We start from the raw sequence: 16,184 nt of genomic DNA on the forward strand, positions 1-16,184 counted from the left end.
GACGCCGGAGGCTCCCGGCCGCCGGTCAGCGCGCGAGGGCACGGGCGAGGAAGGGGCCGGTGGGACCGGGCGTCGTCCGGGCGACCTCGGCGGGCGGGCCCGCGGCCACCACCCGGCCGCCCTCGTCGCCGCCGCCCGGCCCCATGTCGATCACCCAGTCCGCGCGGGCGACCACGTCCATGTCGTGCTCGACGACGACCACCGTGTGGCCCGCGTCGACCAGCCCCCGCAACTGGCGCATCAGCACTTCGACATCCGCCGGGTGCAGCCCGGCGGTCGGCTCGTCCAGCACGTACAGCGTGTGGCTCCCGCGCTCGCGCTGGAGCTCCGTCGCCAGCTTGATCCGCTGCGCCTCACCGCCCGAGAGCTCGGTCGCGGGCTGCCCGAGGCGCAGATAGCCGAGGCCGACGTCGAGCAGGGCCCGCAGACTGCGCGACGCCGAGCGGTCGCCGGCGAAGAAGTCCGCGGCGGCCTCCACCGTGAGCCCGAGGACGTCCGCGATCGTCAGGCCCCGCAGGCGGACCTCCAGCGTGGCGGGGTTGTACCGGGCGCCGCCGCAGTCCGGGCAGGGCGCGTACGTCGTCGGCAGGAACAGCAGCTCCACCGAGACGAACCCCTCGCCCTGGCAGGTCTCGCACCGGCCGCCCTTGGTGTTGAACGAGAAGCGTCCGGCCTTCCAGCCGCGTTCCCGCGCCTCGTCCGTGGCGGCGAACAGCCGGCGCACCACGTCGAACAGCCCGGTGTAGGTGGCGAGATTGGACCGGGGTGTGCGCCCGATCGGCTTCTGGTCGACCGTCACCAGCCGCTCCACGCCCGGCATTCCGGCGTCGACGGCGCCCACCAGGGTCGACTTGCCCGACCCCGACACCCCGGTGACGGCCGTGAGCACGCCGAGCGGCAGCCGGGTCGTCAGGCCGTGCAGATTGTGGCGCGTGACCGGTCCGAGCAGCAGCGTGCCCGAGGGCTCGCGCGGCTCGCCCGACGCGGCGGGCTCCCGCCCGAAGAGGAAACGGCGGGTCTGCGAAGCGGGCACCCCGGCCAGTCCGCCGGGCGGCCCGCTGTAGAGCACCAGCCCGCCGTGCTCACCGGCCAGCGGCCCGACGTCGACCAGCCAGTCGGCCCGCCGGACCACCTCCAGATGGTGCTCCACCACGAACACCGAGTTGCCGCCCGCCTTCAGCCGTTCCAGGACGACCAGCAGCGCCTCGGTGTCGGCCGGGTGGAGACCCGCCGACGGCTCGTCGAGGACGTAGACCACCCCGAAGAGGCCGGACCGCAGCTGGGTCGCCAGCCGCAGCCGCTGGAGTTCGCCGCTGGACAGCGTCGGCGTCGGCCGGTCGAGGCTGAGGTATCCGAGCCCCAGCTCGGTCACGGTGGCGACCCGGGCCAGCAGATCCGCCGTCAGCACGCCCGCGGTCGTCCCGTCGCCCGTCCCGGGGGCGCCCGCGCCGTCCGGGGACCAGTCCCCGCCCGCGCTGTCCGGGGACCCGCCGTCGCCCGCGCTGTCCGGGGACCCGCCGTCGCCCGCGCTGTCCGGGGACCCGCCGTCGCCCGCGCTGTCCGGGAACCCGCCGTCGCCCGCGCCGTCCGGGAACCCGCCGTCGCCGGCGCCCGCGCCCGCGTCCGCGGCTCCGTCCCGGCCGCCGTCGCCGCCGGGCGCGATCGCGTCGCCACCGGCGTGGTCGGGGGGCGCGGCGCTGCCCGCCGCCGTCCGCAGCAGGGCGGCCAGTTCGGTCAGCGGCATCGCCGCCGCCTCGGCGATCGTCCGCCCGGCGAAGGTCACGGCCAGCGCCTCGGGGCGCAGTCTGCCGCCGCCGCACACCGGGCACGGCTCGCTGGTGAGGAACCGCTCGGCCCTGGCGCGCAGCGCGGGGCTCCTGGAGTCGGCGAAGGTGTGCATCACATGCCGTCGCGCGCTCGTGTACGTGCCCTCGTAGGGGCGCTGGATACGGCCCGCCTCCCGGACCGGGTGCACCGTGACCACCGGCCGCTCGTCGGTGAACAGGATCCACTCCCGGTCCTTCGCGGGGAGCTCACGCCACGGCCGGTCCACGTCGTACCCCAGCGCGTCCAGCACGTCGCGCAGGTTCTTGCCCTGCCACGCCCCCGGCCACGCCGCGATGGCGCCCTCGCGGATGGACAGCGACGGATCGGGGACCAGCAGCTCCTCCGACGTGGCGTGCACGCGGCCGAGTCCGTGGCAGCGCGGGCAGGCGCCGGCCGCGGTGTTCGGGGAGAAGGCGTCCGAGTCCAGGCGCGGCGCGCCCTCGGGGTAGTCGCCCGCCCGGGAGTACAGCATGCGCAGCGAGTTGGAGAGCGTCGTCACCGTGCCGACCGACGACCGGGAGGTGGGCGCGGAGCGGCGCTGCTCCAGCGAGACGGCCGGCGGCAGTCCGCTGATCCGGCCGACCGCCGGGGCGCCGACCTGATGGATCAGCCGGCGTGCGTACGGGGCGACGGACTCGAAGTACCGCCGCTGCGCCTCCGCGTAGACCGTGCCGAAGGCGAGCGACGACTTGCCGGAACCGGAGATGCCGGTGAACACGACGAGCGCGTCCCGGGGGATGTCGACGTCGACGCCGCGCAGATTGTGCTCACGGGCGCCGCGGACCCGCACAAAGCGGTCGTGAGGGCTGTGCATGGCTGTCCACCCTACGCGTCCGTGCTGGTCAGGCCCGCGAGGCCGGCCAGACGGCGGAACGAGTCGAGCAGCGCGCCGCGCTCGTAGGTGCTCGTGGTCACCAGCACCTCGTCCGCCCCGCTCTCCCCGACGGCCGTCTCCAGTGCCCCGGCCACCTGCTCCGCCGTCCCGGCGATGTGGCCGTGCAGCCCCGCCTCGTACAGCTCGCGTTCCCGGGCGGTCATCGTCAGCGCCTCCACCCGCTCGGGCGGCAGCAGCGGCGGGAAGACTCCGTGGGTGCGGGAGTACGCCATCGACCAGGCCTCCGGCACCAGCAGCCGGCGCGCCGCCGCCTCGGTCCCGGCCACCACCACCGTGCCCGCGACCACGACGTAGGGCCGCTCGGCGTGGTCCGAGGGCCGGAACCGGCGCCGGTAGACGTCGACCGCCGCCAGCAGCCTCTCCCGGCCCCGCAGATCACCGATCACCAGCGGCAGCCCCGCCCGCGCGGCGACCTCCGCCCCCTCGCCGGTCGCCAGCACGTACGCGGGGACCCGCAGGCCCTCGGCGGGGTGCGCGTGCACCTGAGGGTGCGCGCGCTGCCCGCCGGTGAACCAGCCGAGCAGCTCGTCCAGTTGGCCGGCGAAACCGTCCGCGTCCCGCTTGTCGCGGCCGAGCGCCCGGCGGACCGTGCCCGTGAAGCCGACCGAGCGGCCGAGCCCCATGTCGATCCGCCCCGGGAACAGCGACTCCAGCACCCCGAACTGCTCGGCCACCACCATCGGCTGATGGTTGGGGAGCATCACACCGCCCGTCCCGACCCGGATGCGCGAGGTGGCCGCGGCGACCGCCGCGGCCAGCACCGTCGGCGCGGATCCCGCGACCCCGGGCACACCGTGGTGCTCCGAGACCCAGAAGCGGTGGTAGCCGAGCGCCTCCGCCTCGCGCGCCAGACGCACCGTGTCGCGCAGCGCCGCGGCGCCGTCCGCGCCCTCACGGGTGCGGGAACGGTCGAGGACGGACAGCCGGGTGGACGCGGAAATGGTGCTCACCCCTGCTTCAACGCCCGGACGCGGTGAGGATTCCCGGCGGACGGCCGACGGGGAAAACGCCTGGTCCCCGCGGGCCGGCGGGTGTGATCATGCGGCCATGCGATTTCTCTCCGCCACAGCGGACCCGGCCGGCACCGCCCGTGCCCTCACTCCTCCGGCCCCCGGCGATCCCGTCGCCGCGCTCGGCGCGGACACGATCCGCGAGGAGCTGGACGCCCACCGCTTCCGGCCCGAGTGGACCTGGTTCGCCGAGGACGGGGAGGGGCGCGTGGTGGGCCGTGCCCTGTGGTGGGGACGGGCCGACAGCGAGCGGCCCGTGGCCCTCGACTGCCTCCAGATCGCCCCGGACACGGCCGACCGGGCAGGCGTCGCCGCGGGCCTGCTGGCCGCCGGTCACGCGGCCTTCGGGGCCGCCCCCGGCTACAACGTCTCGCTGCCGCGCGGCTGGCGCGACGACGCCGCGCTGGCCGCCGCCGTCCAGTGGCGCCGCGAGGCCGCCGCGCGGGCCGGGCTGAGCAGCGAGATCGAGCGCCTGCGCTACGAGTGGACTCCCGCGTCCCCGCTTCCCGAGGCGCCGCGGAAGCTGACCTTCAGGGACGGTACGGACGAGGAGTTCCTGGAGGCGTTCGTCCGCCTGTCCCAGGGGAGCCTCGACCTGCACACCCGCAACGAGCTCCGCACGGCCGACGCCCGCGAGGTGGCCCGCGAGGACATGCGCTTCTACCTCGACTGCCCCGGGGAGCGCTCCTGGTGGCGCCTGGCCCACCTCCCGGACGGCACCCTGGCCGGCCTGGCCGTCCCCTCCGCGACCCCCTACCACCGCAACGTCGGCTATCTGGGCGTCGTGCCGGAGCTGCGCGGACAGGGCCTGATCGACGAGATCCTCGCCGAGATCACCCGCTTCCACGCCGACGAGGGCGCCGAGCGGATCACCGCGACCACCGACACCGTCAACGCCCCGATGGCGGCCGCCTTCGACCGCGCCGGCTACGAGGTCACGGAGATCCGTCTCGTCCTGGAGACGCCTCCGGCTCCCTGACCCGCGGAGAGGCGCAGGCCGCACGGGCGTGGCGCCCCGGGCCCGTTCCGTTCCGCCGTCGAGGTACGCCAACCGGAACGACGGGGACGGGAGACCACCGGGGACGCGCGACGGAACCTCGTCGGCAGGGCTCCGGCCGCACGACGGCAGCCTTCCGGCCGCACGACGGCAGCCCGCCATCCGGACGACGGCAGCCCCCGGGCCGGACGGCGGCGAGCGGCGCGGACGGCCGAACCGTCCGCGCCGCTCGCCGCTGCGGGGTCCCTCAGCCCGTGCGCCCCCGGAGGTGCGGGAAGCGGAATTCGGTGCGGCTGCGGGCCGTGGTGCCGGGACGCAGCACCGCGCTCGGGTACTCCGGGCGGTTGGGGGCGTCGGGGAAGTGCTGGGTCTCCAGGCAGACCGCCGCATGACGTTCCAGCGGCCGGCCCTGCACGTCCTCCAGAGCCCCGTCGAGGTGGTTGGCGGTGAAGACCTGCACCCCCGGCTCCGTCGTCCACACCTCCATCACCCGGGCGTCCCGCGGCGCGGCGAGCCGGGCGGCACGCCGCAGCCCGTCCCCCTGCGCCCCGGCCAGCACCCAGCAGTGGTCGAAGCCGCCCGCCCCGCGCACCTGGTCGTCCGCCGCGCCCACCCGGTCGCCGAGCACCTGGGGGGAGGTCAGGTCGAAGGGGGTGCCGGCGACACCGGCGGGCGCGCCGCGGAGCGGGATGCTCGCCGTGTCCACCGGCAGATAGGCGGGGGCGTCCACCTGGAGGGTGTGGCCGAGGACGTCGCCGTCGCCCGCGAGGTTGAAATAGGAGTGGTTGCAGAGGTTGACCACGGTCGGACGGTCCGTCACGGCCGTGTACGCGCACGAGAGCGTGCCCGCGGCGTCGAGCGCGTAGGTGACGGACACGTCGAGCGCGCCGGGGAAGCCCATGTCGCCGTCGGGGCTGTGCAGCGCCAGGCGCACCCACGCCGTGTTGCCGTCGGTGCCGGTCTGCGCCTCCCACACCTTGGTGTGGAAGCCCTCCGGGCCGCCGTGGAGCGTGTGGCCGCGGTCGTTGAGCGGCAGTTCGTACGTCGTCCCGTCGAGGGTGAGCCGGCCGTCGGCGATGCGGTTGGCGTAGCGTCCGACGACCGCCCCGAAGTAGCCGCCGGCCTTGGCGTAGGCGTCGGCGGAGGGCAGGCCCACGACCACGGACCGGATGCCGCCCGCCGTGTCGGGGACGCCGAGGGAGTGCAGGACGGCGCCGTAGGTCAGGATCTCGGCGTACACGCCGCCGGATTCCAGGCGCCACAGTTCGACGTCCTCCCCGCTCGGGGAAGGGCCGAACGGACGGTGCTGCACGGTGGGTCGGGGCATGATCATTCCTCGGGGGGAAAGGGCTTTCACGGGACGACGGGAGGGCGCCGGGACGTGCGGGGAGGGCGTCAGTGGGCGCCGTTCCGGCCGGTGCGGGTGGACTCCCGGACGATGAGCCGGTAGCCGGGCCGGATCCGCCGGGGCTCCGACACCGGCCCGCCGCCCAGCCGTTCGACGATGCGGTCGACGGCCAGCCGCGCGATGGCCGGCTTGTCGGGGGAGACGGTGGTGAGGGTGACCGCCCCGTAACGGCTCTCGTCGATGTCGTCGAAGCCGACCACGGCGATGTCCCGCGGCACGTCCAGCCCGCGTTCCACCAGGGTGCGCATGGCGCCGAGGGCGATCAGGTCGTTGTAGGCGAAGACCGCGTCCGGGCGCTCGCCGCGGTCCAGCAGGGCCGCCATCGCCGCGGCGCCGTCGCCCCGGCCGTAGCCGTCGGTCGCGACGACCAGGCTCTCGTCCGGCTCCAGGCCGGCCGCCGCGAGCTCCTCCCGCCACCCCCGCAGCCGCAGATGGGCGGGCTGGCGCTCCCGGCTGGTGCGGGAGCCGAGGAAGGCGATCCGGCGCCGGCCCAGATCCAGCAGATGTCGCACCGCGGTGCGGGCGGCGGCCACGTTGTCGATGGCGATCTGGTCGTAGGGCGCCTCGTACTCCCGCTCGCCGAGCAGCACCAGCGGGGAGGTCTCCTGCCGGGCGAGCAGGTCCTCGTTCTCCAGGTGGATGGGGCTGAGGATGAGCCCGTCGATCACATGCGACCGGAACTCCTGGCTGACCAGCAGCTCCCGTTCGCGCAGACCGGCTGTGTGGTCCACCAGCACCGTGTAGTCGTGCGCGGCCGCCGCGTCGATGACGGCACCGGCCAGTTCCGCGAAGTACGGGTTGCCGAGTTCGGGCACGGCGAAGGCGATGATGCCGGTCCGCCCCTTGCGCAGATGACGTGCGGTGAGGTTGGGGCGGTAACCGAGTTCGTCGATCGCCTGCTGCACCCGGGCGCGCATCTGCGGTGTGACGTGGGGGTAGTTGTTCACCACGTTCGACACGGTCTTGATCGACACGCCTGCCCGCTGCGCGACGTCCTTCAGGCTGACGCCCACGGCACTCCTCTTGCTCGACATGCTCGGTCTGGTCGGTCCGCCGGGGGCGCCCGGTGCCGGGCCCCGCCGGCCGGGACGGTGTGGGGCGCCGGGACCCCGGCGGCCGTACGGCCGCGCGGAGCCCCGGCGGGTCACGCTGTTCTTCGGCTTCGCGCCAGATACCGCTGGGCGACCACGACGAGGATAAGGAACCCGCCGCTGACGACCGACTGGTACGAGGAGTTCAGCGAGCCGATCTGGTTGATCAGGTTCTGGATGACCGCGAGCAGCAGCACACCCCACAGGGTGCCGCTGACGGACCCGGCGCCGCCGACCAGGAGGGTGCCCCCGATGACCACGGCGGCGATCGCGTCGAGCTCCATGCCCGCGCCGATGATGGTGACGCCCGAGGACAGCCGCGCCGCGTTCACCGCGCCGGCCAGACCGGCCAGCAGGCCGCTCAGCAGGTACACCATGATCTTGGCGCGGGCCACCGGCAGGCCCATGAGGGTCGCGGCGTCGCTGCTGCCGCCGACGGCGAACAGCGTCTGCCCGAACGAGGTCCGCTGGAGGACCAGCCCGCCCGCGCCGAACAGGAGCAGGGCGATGAGGATCGGGTGGCCGAAGCCCCAGACGCTGCCCTGGCCCAGCTCGGCGAAGAGCGAGTCCTTGGGCACCAGATAGGTGGTGGCGCCCTCGTCGGTGAGGGCGAGCAGCAGCCCGCGGGCCCCCAGCAGGGAGGCGAGCGTGACGATGAAGGGGGCCATGCCGGCCCGTGCGATGAGCAGCCCGTTGATCAGCCCGATGCCGCCGCAGACGGCCAGCGGCACCAGCAGCGCCGGCACGACGCCCCACTGGGAGGCCCATGCGGCGAGCACCCCGCCGAGGGCGAAGACCGATCCGACGGACAGGTCGATCCCGCCCGTGATGATCACCAGCGTCATGCCGAGGGCGACGATGGCGAGGAACGAGGCCTGCACCGTCACGCCGCGGGCGTTGTCGAGGGTGGCGAAGGTCGGGTAGACGAACGAGGCGATCACGATCACGAGGAGCAGGACCGCGAGCACTCCCTGGCGCTGCACGAGTTCGGCGATCCGCTCCCGGCCCGAGGGGCCCGCGCCGGCCGGATCCGCGGTGGTGGGCGGCGGGGGCGCGGAGCCGCCCGCCGGGGAGGCCGTGAGAGGTGAGGAGAGTTTCATCGGGATCGGCGCTCCCGTGCGACGTAGACGGCGGCGATGATGATCGCCGCCTGGGCCATCTGGGCGGTGGAGTCGGGCAGGTCGTGCTTGACCAGCGTCGCCCGCAGCAGCTGCATCAGCAGCGCCCCGGCGACGGTGCCGAGCACCCGCACGGAGCCTCCGCTGAGCGGGGTCCCGCCCACGACCACGGCGGTGATCGCGGAGAGCTCCATGAGGTTGCCCAGGGACGACGGGTCGCTGGCGGTGAGCCGGGCGGTGGCGAGGATGCCCGCGAGCGCGGCGAGCACACCGCACAGGACGTAGACACCGGTCAGCACGCGCTTGACGGGCAGGCCGGCCAGGGCCGCCGCGGAGCGGTTGCCGCCGATGGCGACGATCTGGCGTCCGAAGGTGGTCCGGTGCACGAGGAAGGCCACCGCGAGGGCCAGCACCGCGGCGATCACCACCACCAGCGGGACGCCGAGGACGCTGCCGGTGCCGAGGGCGAGCAGGTCGGGGTTGACGATCTGCTTCAGCTGGCCGTCCGCCATGACGAGCGCGAGACCGCGCCCCCCGACGAACAGCGCGAGGGTGGCGACGATGGGCTGCAGCCCGACGACGGACACCAGGGCGCCGTTCACCGCGCCGACCACGGCGCCCGCGAGCAGCGCGACGAGCAGGGCGGGGACCAGCCCGTAGCCGAGGTAGAGCGGCAGCAGCGCGGCGGCGAGCGCCATGGCGGAGCCGACCGACAGGTCCACGCCCTCGGTGCCGATGACCAGGGCCATGCCGAGCGCCACGATGACGATGGGGGCGACCTGGATCAGCTGGGTGCGGAGGTTGTCGGTGGTGAGGAAGTGGTCGGTGAAGACCGCGTTGAAGAGCAGCAGCGCGGCGACCGCCGCGTACACGCCGTACTCCTGGAACCACGCGGGGACGCTCGGGCGCGACGTGCGTCGGGCCGGCGCCGCGGGCGCGGTCGCCTGGGTGGTCATCGGGGGTCCTCCTTGCCGGCCGCGGATCCGGCCGGGGTGTGCGTCTCGGGGGCGGCGGCCGCACCGTCGCCACCGTCTTCTCCGGCGTCCGGCGCATGGGCGCGGGGGCCGCCGTTCGACTCCGGTGCGCGGTCGTCGCCGGCCGGCGCCGCCGCGGGGGAGTGGTCGGCGAGGACGGCGAGCAGCGCCTGCTCCCCGACCTGCTCGCCGGTCAGTTCGCCTGCCGTGGCACCGTTGCGGAGCACCACGATCCGGTCGGATCCCTCGACGAGCTCCTCGATGTCGGACGAGATCAGGAGCACCGCGAGCCCTTCCTGGGCCAGCTCGTCGATGAGTGCCTGCACCTCCGCCTTGGCGCCGACGTCGATGCCGCGGGTGGGCTCGTCGAGCAGCAGCACCTTCGGTTCCAGGCACAGCCAGCGGGCGAGCAGGACCTTCTGCTGGTTGCCGCCGGAGAGCTCGCCGACCTTCTGCTCCGGGCTGGACGCCTTGATGCGCAGCCGTTTCATGAAGATGTCGACGACGCGGTCCTGGCGGGCCCGCGAGACGATGCCGGCCCGGGAGAGCCGGGGCATCGCGGCGAGCACGATGTTCTCCCGCACCGAGAGTCCCGGCACGATGCCGTCGGCCTTGCGGTCCTCCGGCAGCAGGCTGATCCCGGCCCGGATGGCGCTCGCCGGGGTGAGCCGTCCGACGGGGGCGCCGCCGACCGTCATCTCGCCGGCGTCGAGGGGGAGCGCGCCGGCCAGCGCCCTGGCGGTCTCGCTGCGGCCGGAGCCCAGCAGGCCGCCGAGGCCCAGCACTTCACCGGGGTGGAGTTCCAGGGAGACGCCGTCCAGCTGGTGCCTGCGGGAGAGACCGTCGGCGGTGAGCACGGGCGTGCGCGCGATGTCGTGCCCCTCCTCGCCGAAGCTCGTCACGCCGTGCCGGCGCACCTCGGAGATCTCCCGGCCGAGCATCATGGACACCAGCTGGACGCGGTCCAGGCCGGCCAGCTCGCCGGTGTGGATGTGCCGGCCGTCGCGCAGCACGGTGACCCGTTCGCAGACGCGGTACAGCTCGTCCATCCGGTGACTGACGTAGACGACGGCGATGTTCTTGCGCCGCAGGTCGCCGATGACCCGGAAGAGGGTCTCGACCTCGCGCGGTTCGAGCGACGAGGTGGGTTCGTCCATGATGACGACCTGCGCCCTGACGGAGACCGCCCGGGCGAGGGCGACCATCTGCTGGGTGCCGATGCCCAGGGTGTGCAGCGGCCTGCGCGGGTCGACGGTGACACCGAACCCGCCGAGCAGCTCGGCCGCCTCGGCGTGCATGCGCGGGAAGTCGATCAGACGCAGGCGGGTCCTCGGCTCACGGCCGAGGAAGATGTTGCGTGCCACGCTCATCAGCGGTACCAGGTTCACCTCCTGGTAGATCGTGGAGATGCCCGCCTGCTGGGCCTCGAAGGGCCGGGCGAAGGACACCGGCTCGCCCGACAGCAGCAACTCGCCGCCGTCCGGGCGGTACACGCCGGTGAGGACCTTGATGAGGGTCGACTTGCCCGCGCCGTTCTCGCCGACGAGCGCGTGGCTCTCACCCGCGCGCAGGGTGAACGAGACGTCGTCGAGCGCGACGACGCCGGGGAAGCGTTTGCCGACGCCGCGGGCCTCCAGCACCGTCGGCGCGGCCGGCGGCTGTGTGCCGCTCGCCGCGGACGCTGCCGCTTCGGGGGGTGCCATTCACGTGGCCTTCCGGGATCGATCGTGCACGGTGGGGCCCGGGCCGCCACGGGAAGGGAGCACCGCGGCGGCCCGGAGCGGGCCGGGCCGTCCGCGGCCGGCGGACGGGGCCGTTCGGGGCCCGGAGCGTGCCGGGGCCCGTGCGGGACGGGGAGCCGTCAGTAGGCTCCGCCGAGGGACGCCTTGGCGTTGGCCGCGTCGTAGGCGCGGTCCGCGATGATGACGTCCTCGGGGATCCCCTCGCCCGAGTAGAACTTCTGCGCGGTCGCGAAGGCGAGCGGGCCGAACCGGGGGTTGGACTCGATGACGGCGTTGAGCTCGCCGTTCACGAGAGCCTGGATCGCGTTGCGGGTGCCGTCGATGGAGACGATCCTGACGTCCTTTCCGGGCTTCTTCCCGGCCGCCTTCAGCGCGGTGACCGCACCCAGCGCCATCTCGTCGTTCTCGGCGTAGACGGCGGTGATGTCCGGCTTGGACTGGATCAGCTGCTCCATGACCTGCTGGCCCTTGTCGCGGGCGAACTCGGCGGTCTGCTGGGCGACGATCTCCAGCCCGGGGGCCTCGGCCTTCACCTGGTCGACGAAGCCCTTGGTCCGGTCGGTCGTCACGCTGTTGCCCGACGAGCCGAGCAGGATGGCGACCTTGCCCTTGCCGTCGGTGGCCTTGATCATCGCGTCGGCCGCGCGCTTGCCCTGCTCGACGAAGTCGGAGCCGAGGAAGGCCAGGTAGTCCTTGCACGCCGTGGCGTTGACCTTGCGGTCGATGGTGAGGACCGGCACCTTCTTCGCCGCGGCGGCCTGGAACGCGGGCTCCAGACCGTCCGAGTTGAGCGGCGCGACGATCAGGAACTGGGCGCCCTGGGAGAGCATGTCCTGGATGTCGCTGATCTGCTTCGACAGCTGGGACTGCGCGTTGGTGGTGAGCAGCTTCCTGACGCCGAGCTTGGCGGCCTCGTCCCTGATCGACTGGGTCTCGGCGATCCGGAACGGGTTGGCCTCCTTCTCGGACTGGGAGAAGCCGACGACGGCGTTCTTCAGGTCGAGCTTCGGCGCGCCGTACGTCTCGAGGGTGCAGCCGTCGCCCGAGGACGCCGCCGGGGTCTCGGCCGCCTGGGCGGCCTGGCTGCTGTCGCCGCCGGCGCTGTCAGAGGTCTCCGACTTGGCGCAGCCGGACACGGCCAGCACGGTGGCGGCGGCCAGCGCACAGGCGACGGCGAACGTGCGTGATCTCTGCGGAAGGGTCATCTGAGGACACTCCTTGGCGGGGGACAGCACCGCCGAGTGGCGTGCGGTCTGGCGGGGAAGGTGAGTGGACGGGAGCCGGCCGGTCCGGGTGCGCGGCAGACGTGCACCGTCCGCCCGAACCGGTGAGGTACGGGGCGCGGAGCCGCTACGAGCACGTCGGCGGCTTCGGCTTTCCAACGTTATAACCGGGTCGGAGCTCGGGCTGCAAGAGTTCTGCGGCACGTTTCGCGTACATGACGAAACCGTGTCCTTCCCCTGTGGCGCCCGGTTGTGGCGATCGCCCCAACTCGTCGGTGCGCGGGGTCTGGACAGTCGCCGAGAGGCGTGCTGTCATTCCGCTGCACCTCATTTTTCCATCGTTGGAATGGCCTGCGGCGCCGGACACCGGCACCCCCGTACCGGTGTCCGGCCGTGCCATGCCCTCGGCAGGAGTCCGTCACCTGTCGCCCCCCGACGGCCGGTCCGTCGTGGCGCGCGGCGTCCAGCCGTCGTGACGCGGGCTCCTCAGCCGGTCCGGCCCCCTGCCCGTCCGGCTCCGATCCCCTCTGTACGAGGAAAGATTCGATGACACAACGACAGACCCGCCCCCGAACGAGACTGTGGGCGCTGCTGACCGCGGCCGCCCTGGTGCTGCCCACCGGCGCCCTGCTGCCCACGGCCGCGGCCGCCGAGCCGCCCGCCGGCACCTTCGCGTCCGCCTCCTCCTCCGAGAGGGCCGCCATCGAGGTGCACGGCCTCAAGGGCGAGTACTTCGGCATGTCGGCACCCGGAGCACGGGACTTCGCCGAGCTCGGTGGCACCTCGCTCGACCCGCAGATCAACTTTCCCGGTCTCACCACCACCTTCGAGACGCTGACCGGGGCGGCCGAGCACACCACCGCCCGCTGGACGGGCGGCATCGAGGCGCCGGCCACCGGCGACTACACCTTCTACGGCATCGGCGACAACGGCTTCCGCCTCTTCATCGACGGCAAGCCCGTCATCGACCACTGGGTGGGGGACTGGGACCGGGAGCAGACCAGCGCGCCGGTGCGGCTGACGGCGGGCCAGAAGGTCGACTTCCGCATGGAGATGTTCCAGGACGTCGGCGGCGCGAACTTGTTCCTGCGCTGGTCCACGCCCACGCTGCCCAAGCAGCTGGTGCCGGAGTCGGCGTTCACCCCGCCCGCCGACTTCGAGGTCTACCCCGTCGAGCTGACGGTCGGCGAGGACGGCCGCACCCTGCGGGCGCGGTTCGAGAACGCGGTCGCCGGCATCCGGGGCCTGGCCGAGCACCTGACGATCGAGGCCGACACCACGGCCATGCCGGTGAAGTCCGTGGCCGCGGCCCGCGGCGACCGCGACTCCCTCGTGGTCACCCTCGGCGAGCCGATCCAGAAGAACCAGTCCGTGCGCGTCACCTACGACGGCAAGGGCGGCCTCACGGCCGGCGGCGAGACGGTGCCCGAGATCATCCGCTCGGCCCTCAACACCTCCACCCACCGCCTCACCACCCCCTGGGGCGACAAGGTCGACACCAGGAAGCCGCTCCCCGAGTACCCGCGGCCGCAGCAGGTGCGCAGCGCCTGGCAGAACCTCAACGGCCCCTGGGAGTTCAGCGGCGCCGAGGCGGGCGAGCAGCCGGTCTTCGGCAAGAGCCTCGACGAGAAGATCGTCGTGCCGTTCCCGGTCGAGTCCCAGCTCTCCGGGATCGAGCGGCACGAGGACCACATGTTCTACCGCAAGCTGGTGGAGGTCCCGAAGGGCTGGAAGGTCGGCAAGGGCAACCGCCTCAAGCTGAACTTCGGCGCCGTCGACTACCGCGCCCGCGTCTTCGTCAACGGAAAGCAGGTCGCCGACCACACCGGCGGCTACAACGCCTTCACCGCCGACGTCACCGACGCCCTCAAGGGCAGCGGACCGCAGGAGATCGTCGTCGCCGTCACCGACACCGGCGGCGCCAACCAGCCCATGGGCAAGCAGTCCACCAACCCGGGCGGCATCTTCTACACCCAGTCGTCCGGCATCTGGCAGACCGTCTGGATGGAACCGGTCGCCGACGTCGCCGTCGACGACATCGTCACCACACCGGACATCGACACCAGCAGCCTCGCCGTCACCGTCCGGTCCGGCACCGCCTCGCCGAAGGCCCGTGTCGAGGCCGTCGCTCGGGACGCCGAGGGCAAGGTCGTCGGCCGGGTCAGCGGCCCGGCCAACGAGGAACTGCGCCTGCCGGTGGCGGGCCGGCGGCTGTGGAGCCCGGACGACCCGTACCTGTACGACCTCGACGTGAAGCTCGTCGACGGCAGGTCCTCCGACAGCGTCGACAGCTACTTCGGCATGCGCAAGATCGCCGTCGAGAAGGTCGGCGGCTACCCGAAGCTGGTCCTCAACGACAAGCCCGTCTTCTCCCTCGCCACGCTCGACCAGGGCTTCTGGCCCGACGGCCTCTACACCGCGCCGAGCGACAAGGCCCTCGCCTTCGACCTGGAGGCCCACAAGAAGCTCGGCTTCAACGCCGTCCGCAAGCACATCAAGGTCGAGCCCGCCCGCTGGTTCTACCACGCGGACAAGCTCGGACTGCTGGTCTGGCAGGACTTCGTCTCCGGCAACTACACCGACGAGACGGGCCAGAAGGCCTTCGTCGACCAGGGGCGCGAGATGATGCGCCAGCACCACGACGCGCCCTCCGTCATCGGCTGGATCGTCTTCAACGAGGGCTGGGGCGAGTGGGACCGCGAGGCCACCGGACGGATCACCGACCAGGTCGAGGCCGCCGACCCGTCCCGTGTCGTCAACGCCCACAGCGGTGTCAACTGCTGCAACTCCAAGGGTGACTCGGGCCGCGGTGACATCATCGACCACCACGACTACAACAACACCGACCCGGCCCACCCGGACGGGACCCGCGCCGCGATGGACGGCGAGCACGGCGGATTCACCCTCCGCACCCCCGGCCACATGTGGCCCGGCACGCCGACCGTGATCTACAGCGGCGTCGCCGACAAGGAGGCGCTGACCCGCAAGTACGTCGAGAACACCGAGAAGTTCTACCTGGAGGCCGCCGGCGCCGAACTCTCCGGCTCCGTCTACACCCAGATCTCCGACCTGGAGAACGAACTCAACGGCCTCTATACGTACGACCGCCGCGAGATCAAGGTCGACCCCGTGCGCGTCCGCGACATCAACCGCAAGGTCATCGCCGCCGGCGCGGCCGCCGGGGACCGCGACCTGCTGAAGGGCGGCGGCTCCTGGTCCCTCGACGAGGGTCGGGGCACCACCGCGAAGGACACCGGCCCCAACGCCCTGCCCCTGCACCTCGGCGACGGCACCACCTGGGCGCCCGGAGTCAGCGGCAGCGCCCTGTCCTTCGACGGCAAGGGCCAGTTCGCCCAGACCGAGGGCCCCGTCCTCGACACCACCGGCGACTACTCCGTCGCCGCCTGGGTGAAGCTGGACTCCGTGCCGTCCAACTACGCGACCGCCGTCAGCCAGGACGGCCGCCGCCAGGAGAACCCCTTCTACCTCCAGTACGGTCAGGGCGCCTTCGCCTTCAGCACCCCCGGTGCCCACCGCGCACGGGTCGAGACCGCACCGGAGACCGGCCGCTGGTACCACCTCGTCGGCGTCCGCGAGGCCGGCGAGATCCGCCTCTACCTCGACGGCCGGCTCGCCGCCACCGCGGCCGCCGGACCCGCCGACGTGAGCACCGGCCCGCTGGCCGTCGGACGTGCCAGGTGGGGCGGGAACAACGTCGACTTCTGGCACGGCGCCGTGGACCAGGTCCACGCCTACGACAAGGCGCTCACCGCCGAGGAGGTGAGCACGCTCCACATCCAGGAGCAGCCGTAGGGCCCTTCGCCCGGATCCTGGCGAACAGCCCACCGGGGCCGGTGCGGCGGGTGCGACCGCACCCGCGGCACCGGCCCCCGGCCACC

10 protein-coding genes are annotated in these 16,184 nt (G+C 73.3%); 2 read left to right on the forward strand and 8 right to left on the reverse strand.

Features of this window, described 5'->3' with window-relative positions; all coding sequences use genetic code 11:
- Positions 1 to 25: 25 nt before the first annotated feature.
- Entirely contained in the window at positions 26 to 2,641 is a 2,616-nt protein-coding gene (locus EAO77_RS40510) for an ATP-binding cassette domain-containing protein (RefSeq protein WP_147991384.1), read from the reverse strand.
- An 11-nt stretch (positions 2,642 to 2,652) separates the two neighbouring features.
- Positions 2,653 to 3,672: an MsnO8 family LLM class oxidoreductase gene (locus EAO77_RS29520; RefSeq protein WP_147991385.1), complete on the reverse strand. Its 1,020-nt coding sequence runs from the start codon at positions 3,670 to 3,672 to the stop codon at positions 2,653 to 2,655.
- 97 nt (positions 3,673 to 3,769) lie between these two features.
- Between EAO77_RS29520 and EAO77_RS29525 the strand changes: the two genes are divergently transcribed.
- Positions 3,770 to 4,711: a GNAT family N-acetyltransferase gene (locus tag EAO77_RS29525; protein WP_147991386.1), complete on the forward strand. Its 942-nt coding sequence runs from the start codon at positions 3,770 to 3,772 to the stop codon at positions 4,709 to 4,711.
- 265 nt (positions 4,712 to 4,976) lie between these two features.
- On the opposite strand, the gene EAO77_RS29530 is transcribed toward EAO77_RS29525, so the two are convergent.
- The 6 genes from EAO77_RS29530 to EAO77_RS29555 all read right to left on the reverse strand — a co-directional run bounded on the left by EAO77_RS29530 (position 4,977) and on the right by EAO77_RS29555 (position 12,267).
- Positions 4,977 to 6,056 (reverse strand): aldose epimerase family protein, encoded by a 1,080-nt coding sequence (locus tag EAO77_RS29530; RefSeq protein ID WP_147991387.1) that lies wholly within the window; start codon positions 6,054 to 6,056, stop codon positions 4,977 to 4,979.
- A gap of 68 nt (positions 6,057 to 6,124) precedes the next feature.
- The gene (locus EAO77_RS29535) at positions 6,125 to 7,150 is read right to left on the reverse strand and encodes a LacI family DNA-binding transcriptional regulator (RefSeq protein WP_147991388.1); all 1,026 of its coding nucleotides are present in this window, start codon (positions 7,148 to 7,150) and stop codon (positions 6,125 to 6,127) included.
- Between the two features lie 131 nt (positions 7,151 to 7,281).
- Positions 7,282 to 8,328 carry an ABC transporter permease gene (locus tag EAO77_RS29540; protein WP_147991389.1) on the reverse strand — a complete coding sequence of 349 codons (1,047 nt, stop codon included), beginning with the start codon at positions 8,326 to 8,328 and terminating at the stop codon, positions 7,282 to 7,284.
- Positions 8,325 to 9,302, reverse strand: coding sequence for an ABC transporter permease (locus tag EAO77_RS29545; RefSeq protein ID WP_147991390.1), 978 nt, complete (start codon positions 9,300 to 9,302; stop codon positions 8,325 to 8,327). Before EAO77_RS29545 ends, EAO77_RS29540 begins: the two co-directional genes overlap by 4 nt.
- Positions 9,299 to 11,023 (reverse strand): sugar ABC transporter ATP-binding protein, encoded by a 1,725-nt coding sequence (locus EAO77_RS29550; protein WP_147991391.1) that lies wholly within the window; start codon positions 11,021 to 11,023, stop codon positions 9,299 to 9,301. The genes EAO77_RS29545 and EAO77_RS29550 overlap by 4 nt, the downstream gene beginning before the upstream one ends.
- A gap of 158 nt (positions 11,024 to 11,181) precedes the next feature.
- Positions 11,182 to 12,267 (reverse strand): ABC transporter substrate-binding protein, encoded by a 1,086-nt coding sequence (locus EAO77_RS29555; RefSeq protein ID WP_147991392.1) that lies wholly within the window; start codon positions 12,265 to 12,267, stop codon positions 11,182 to 11,184.
- A 564-nt stretch (positions 12,268 to 12,831) separates the two neighbouring features.
- On the opposite strand from EAO77_RS29555, the gene EAO77_RS29560 reads away from it, so the two are divergent.
- A complete protein-coding gene (locus EAO77_RS29560) occupies positions 12,832 to 16,098 on the forward strand; it encodes a LamG-like jellyroll fold domain-containing protein (protein ID WP_147991393.1) in 3,267 nt (1,088 codons plus the stop codon).
- Positions 16,099 to 16,184: the final 86 nt, after the last annotated feature.

Origin of the sequence: Streptomyces sp. T39, assembly GCF_008042045.1 — a bacterium.
Lineage (GTDB): Bacteria > Actinomycetota > Actinomycetes > Streptomycetales > Streptomycetaceae > Streptomyces.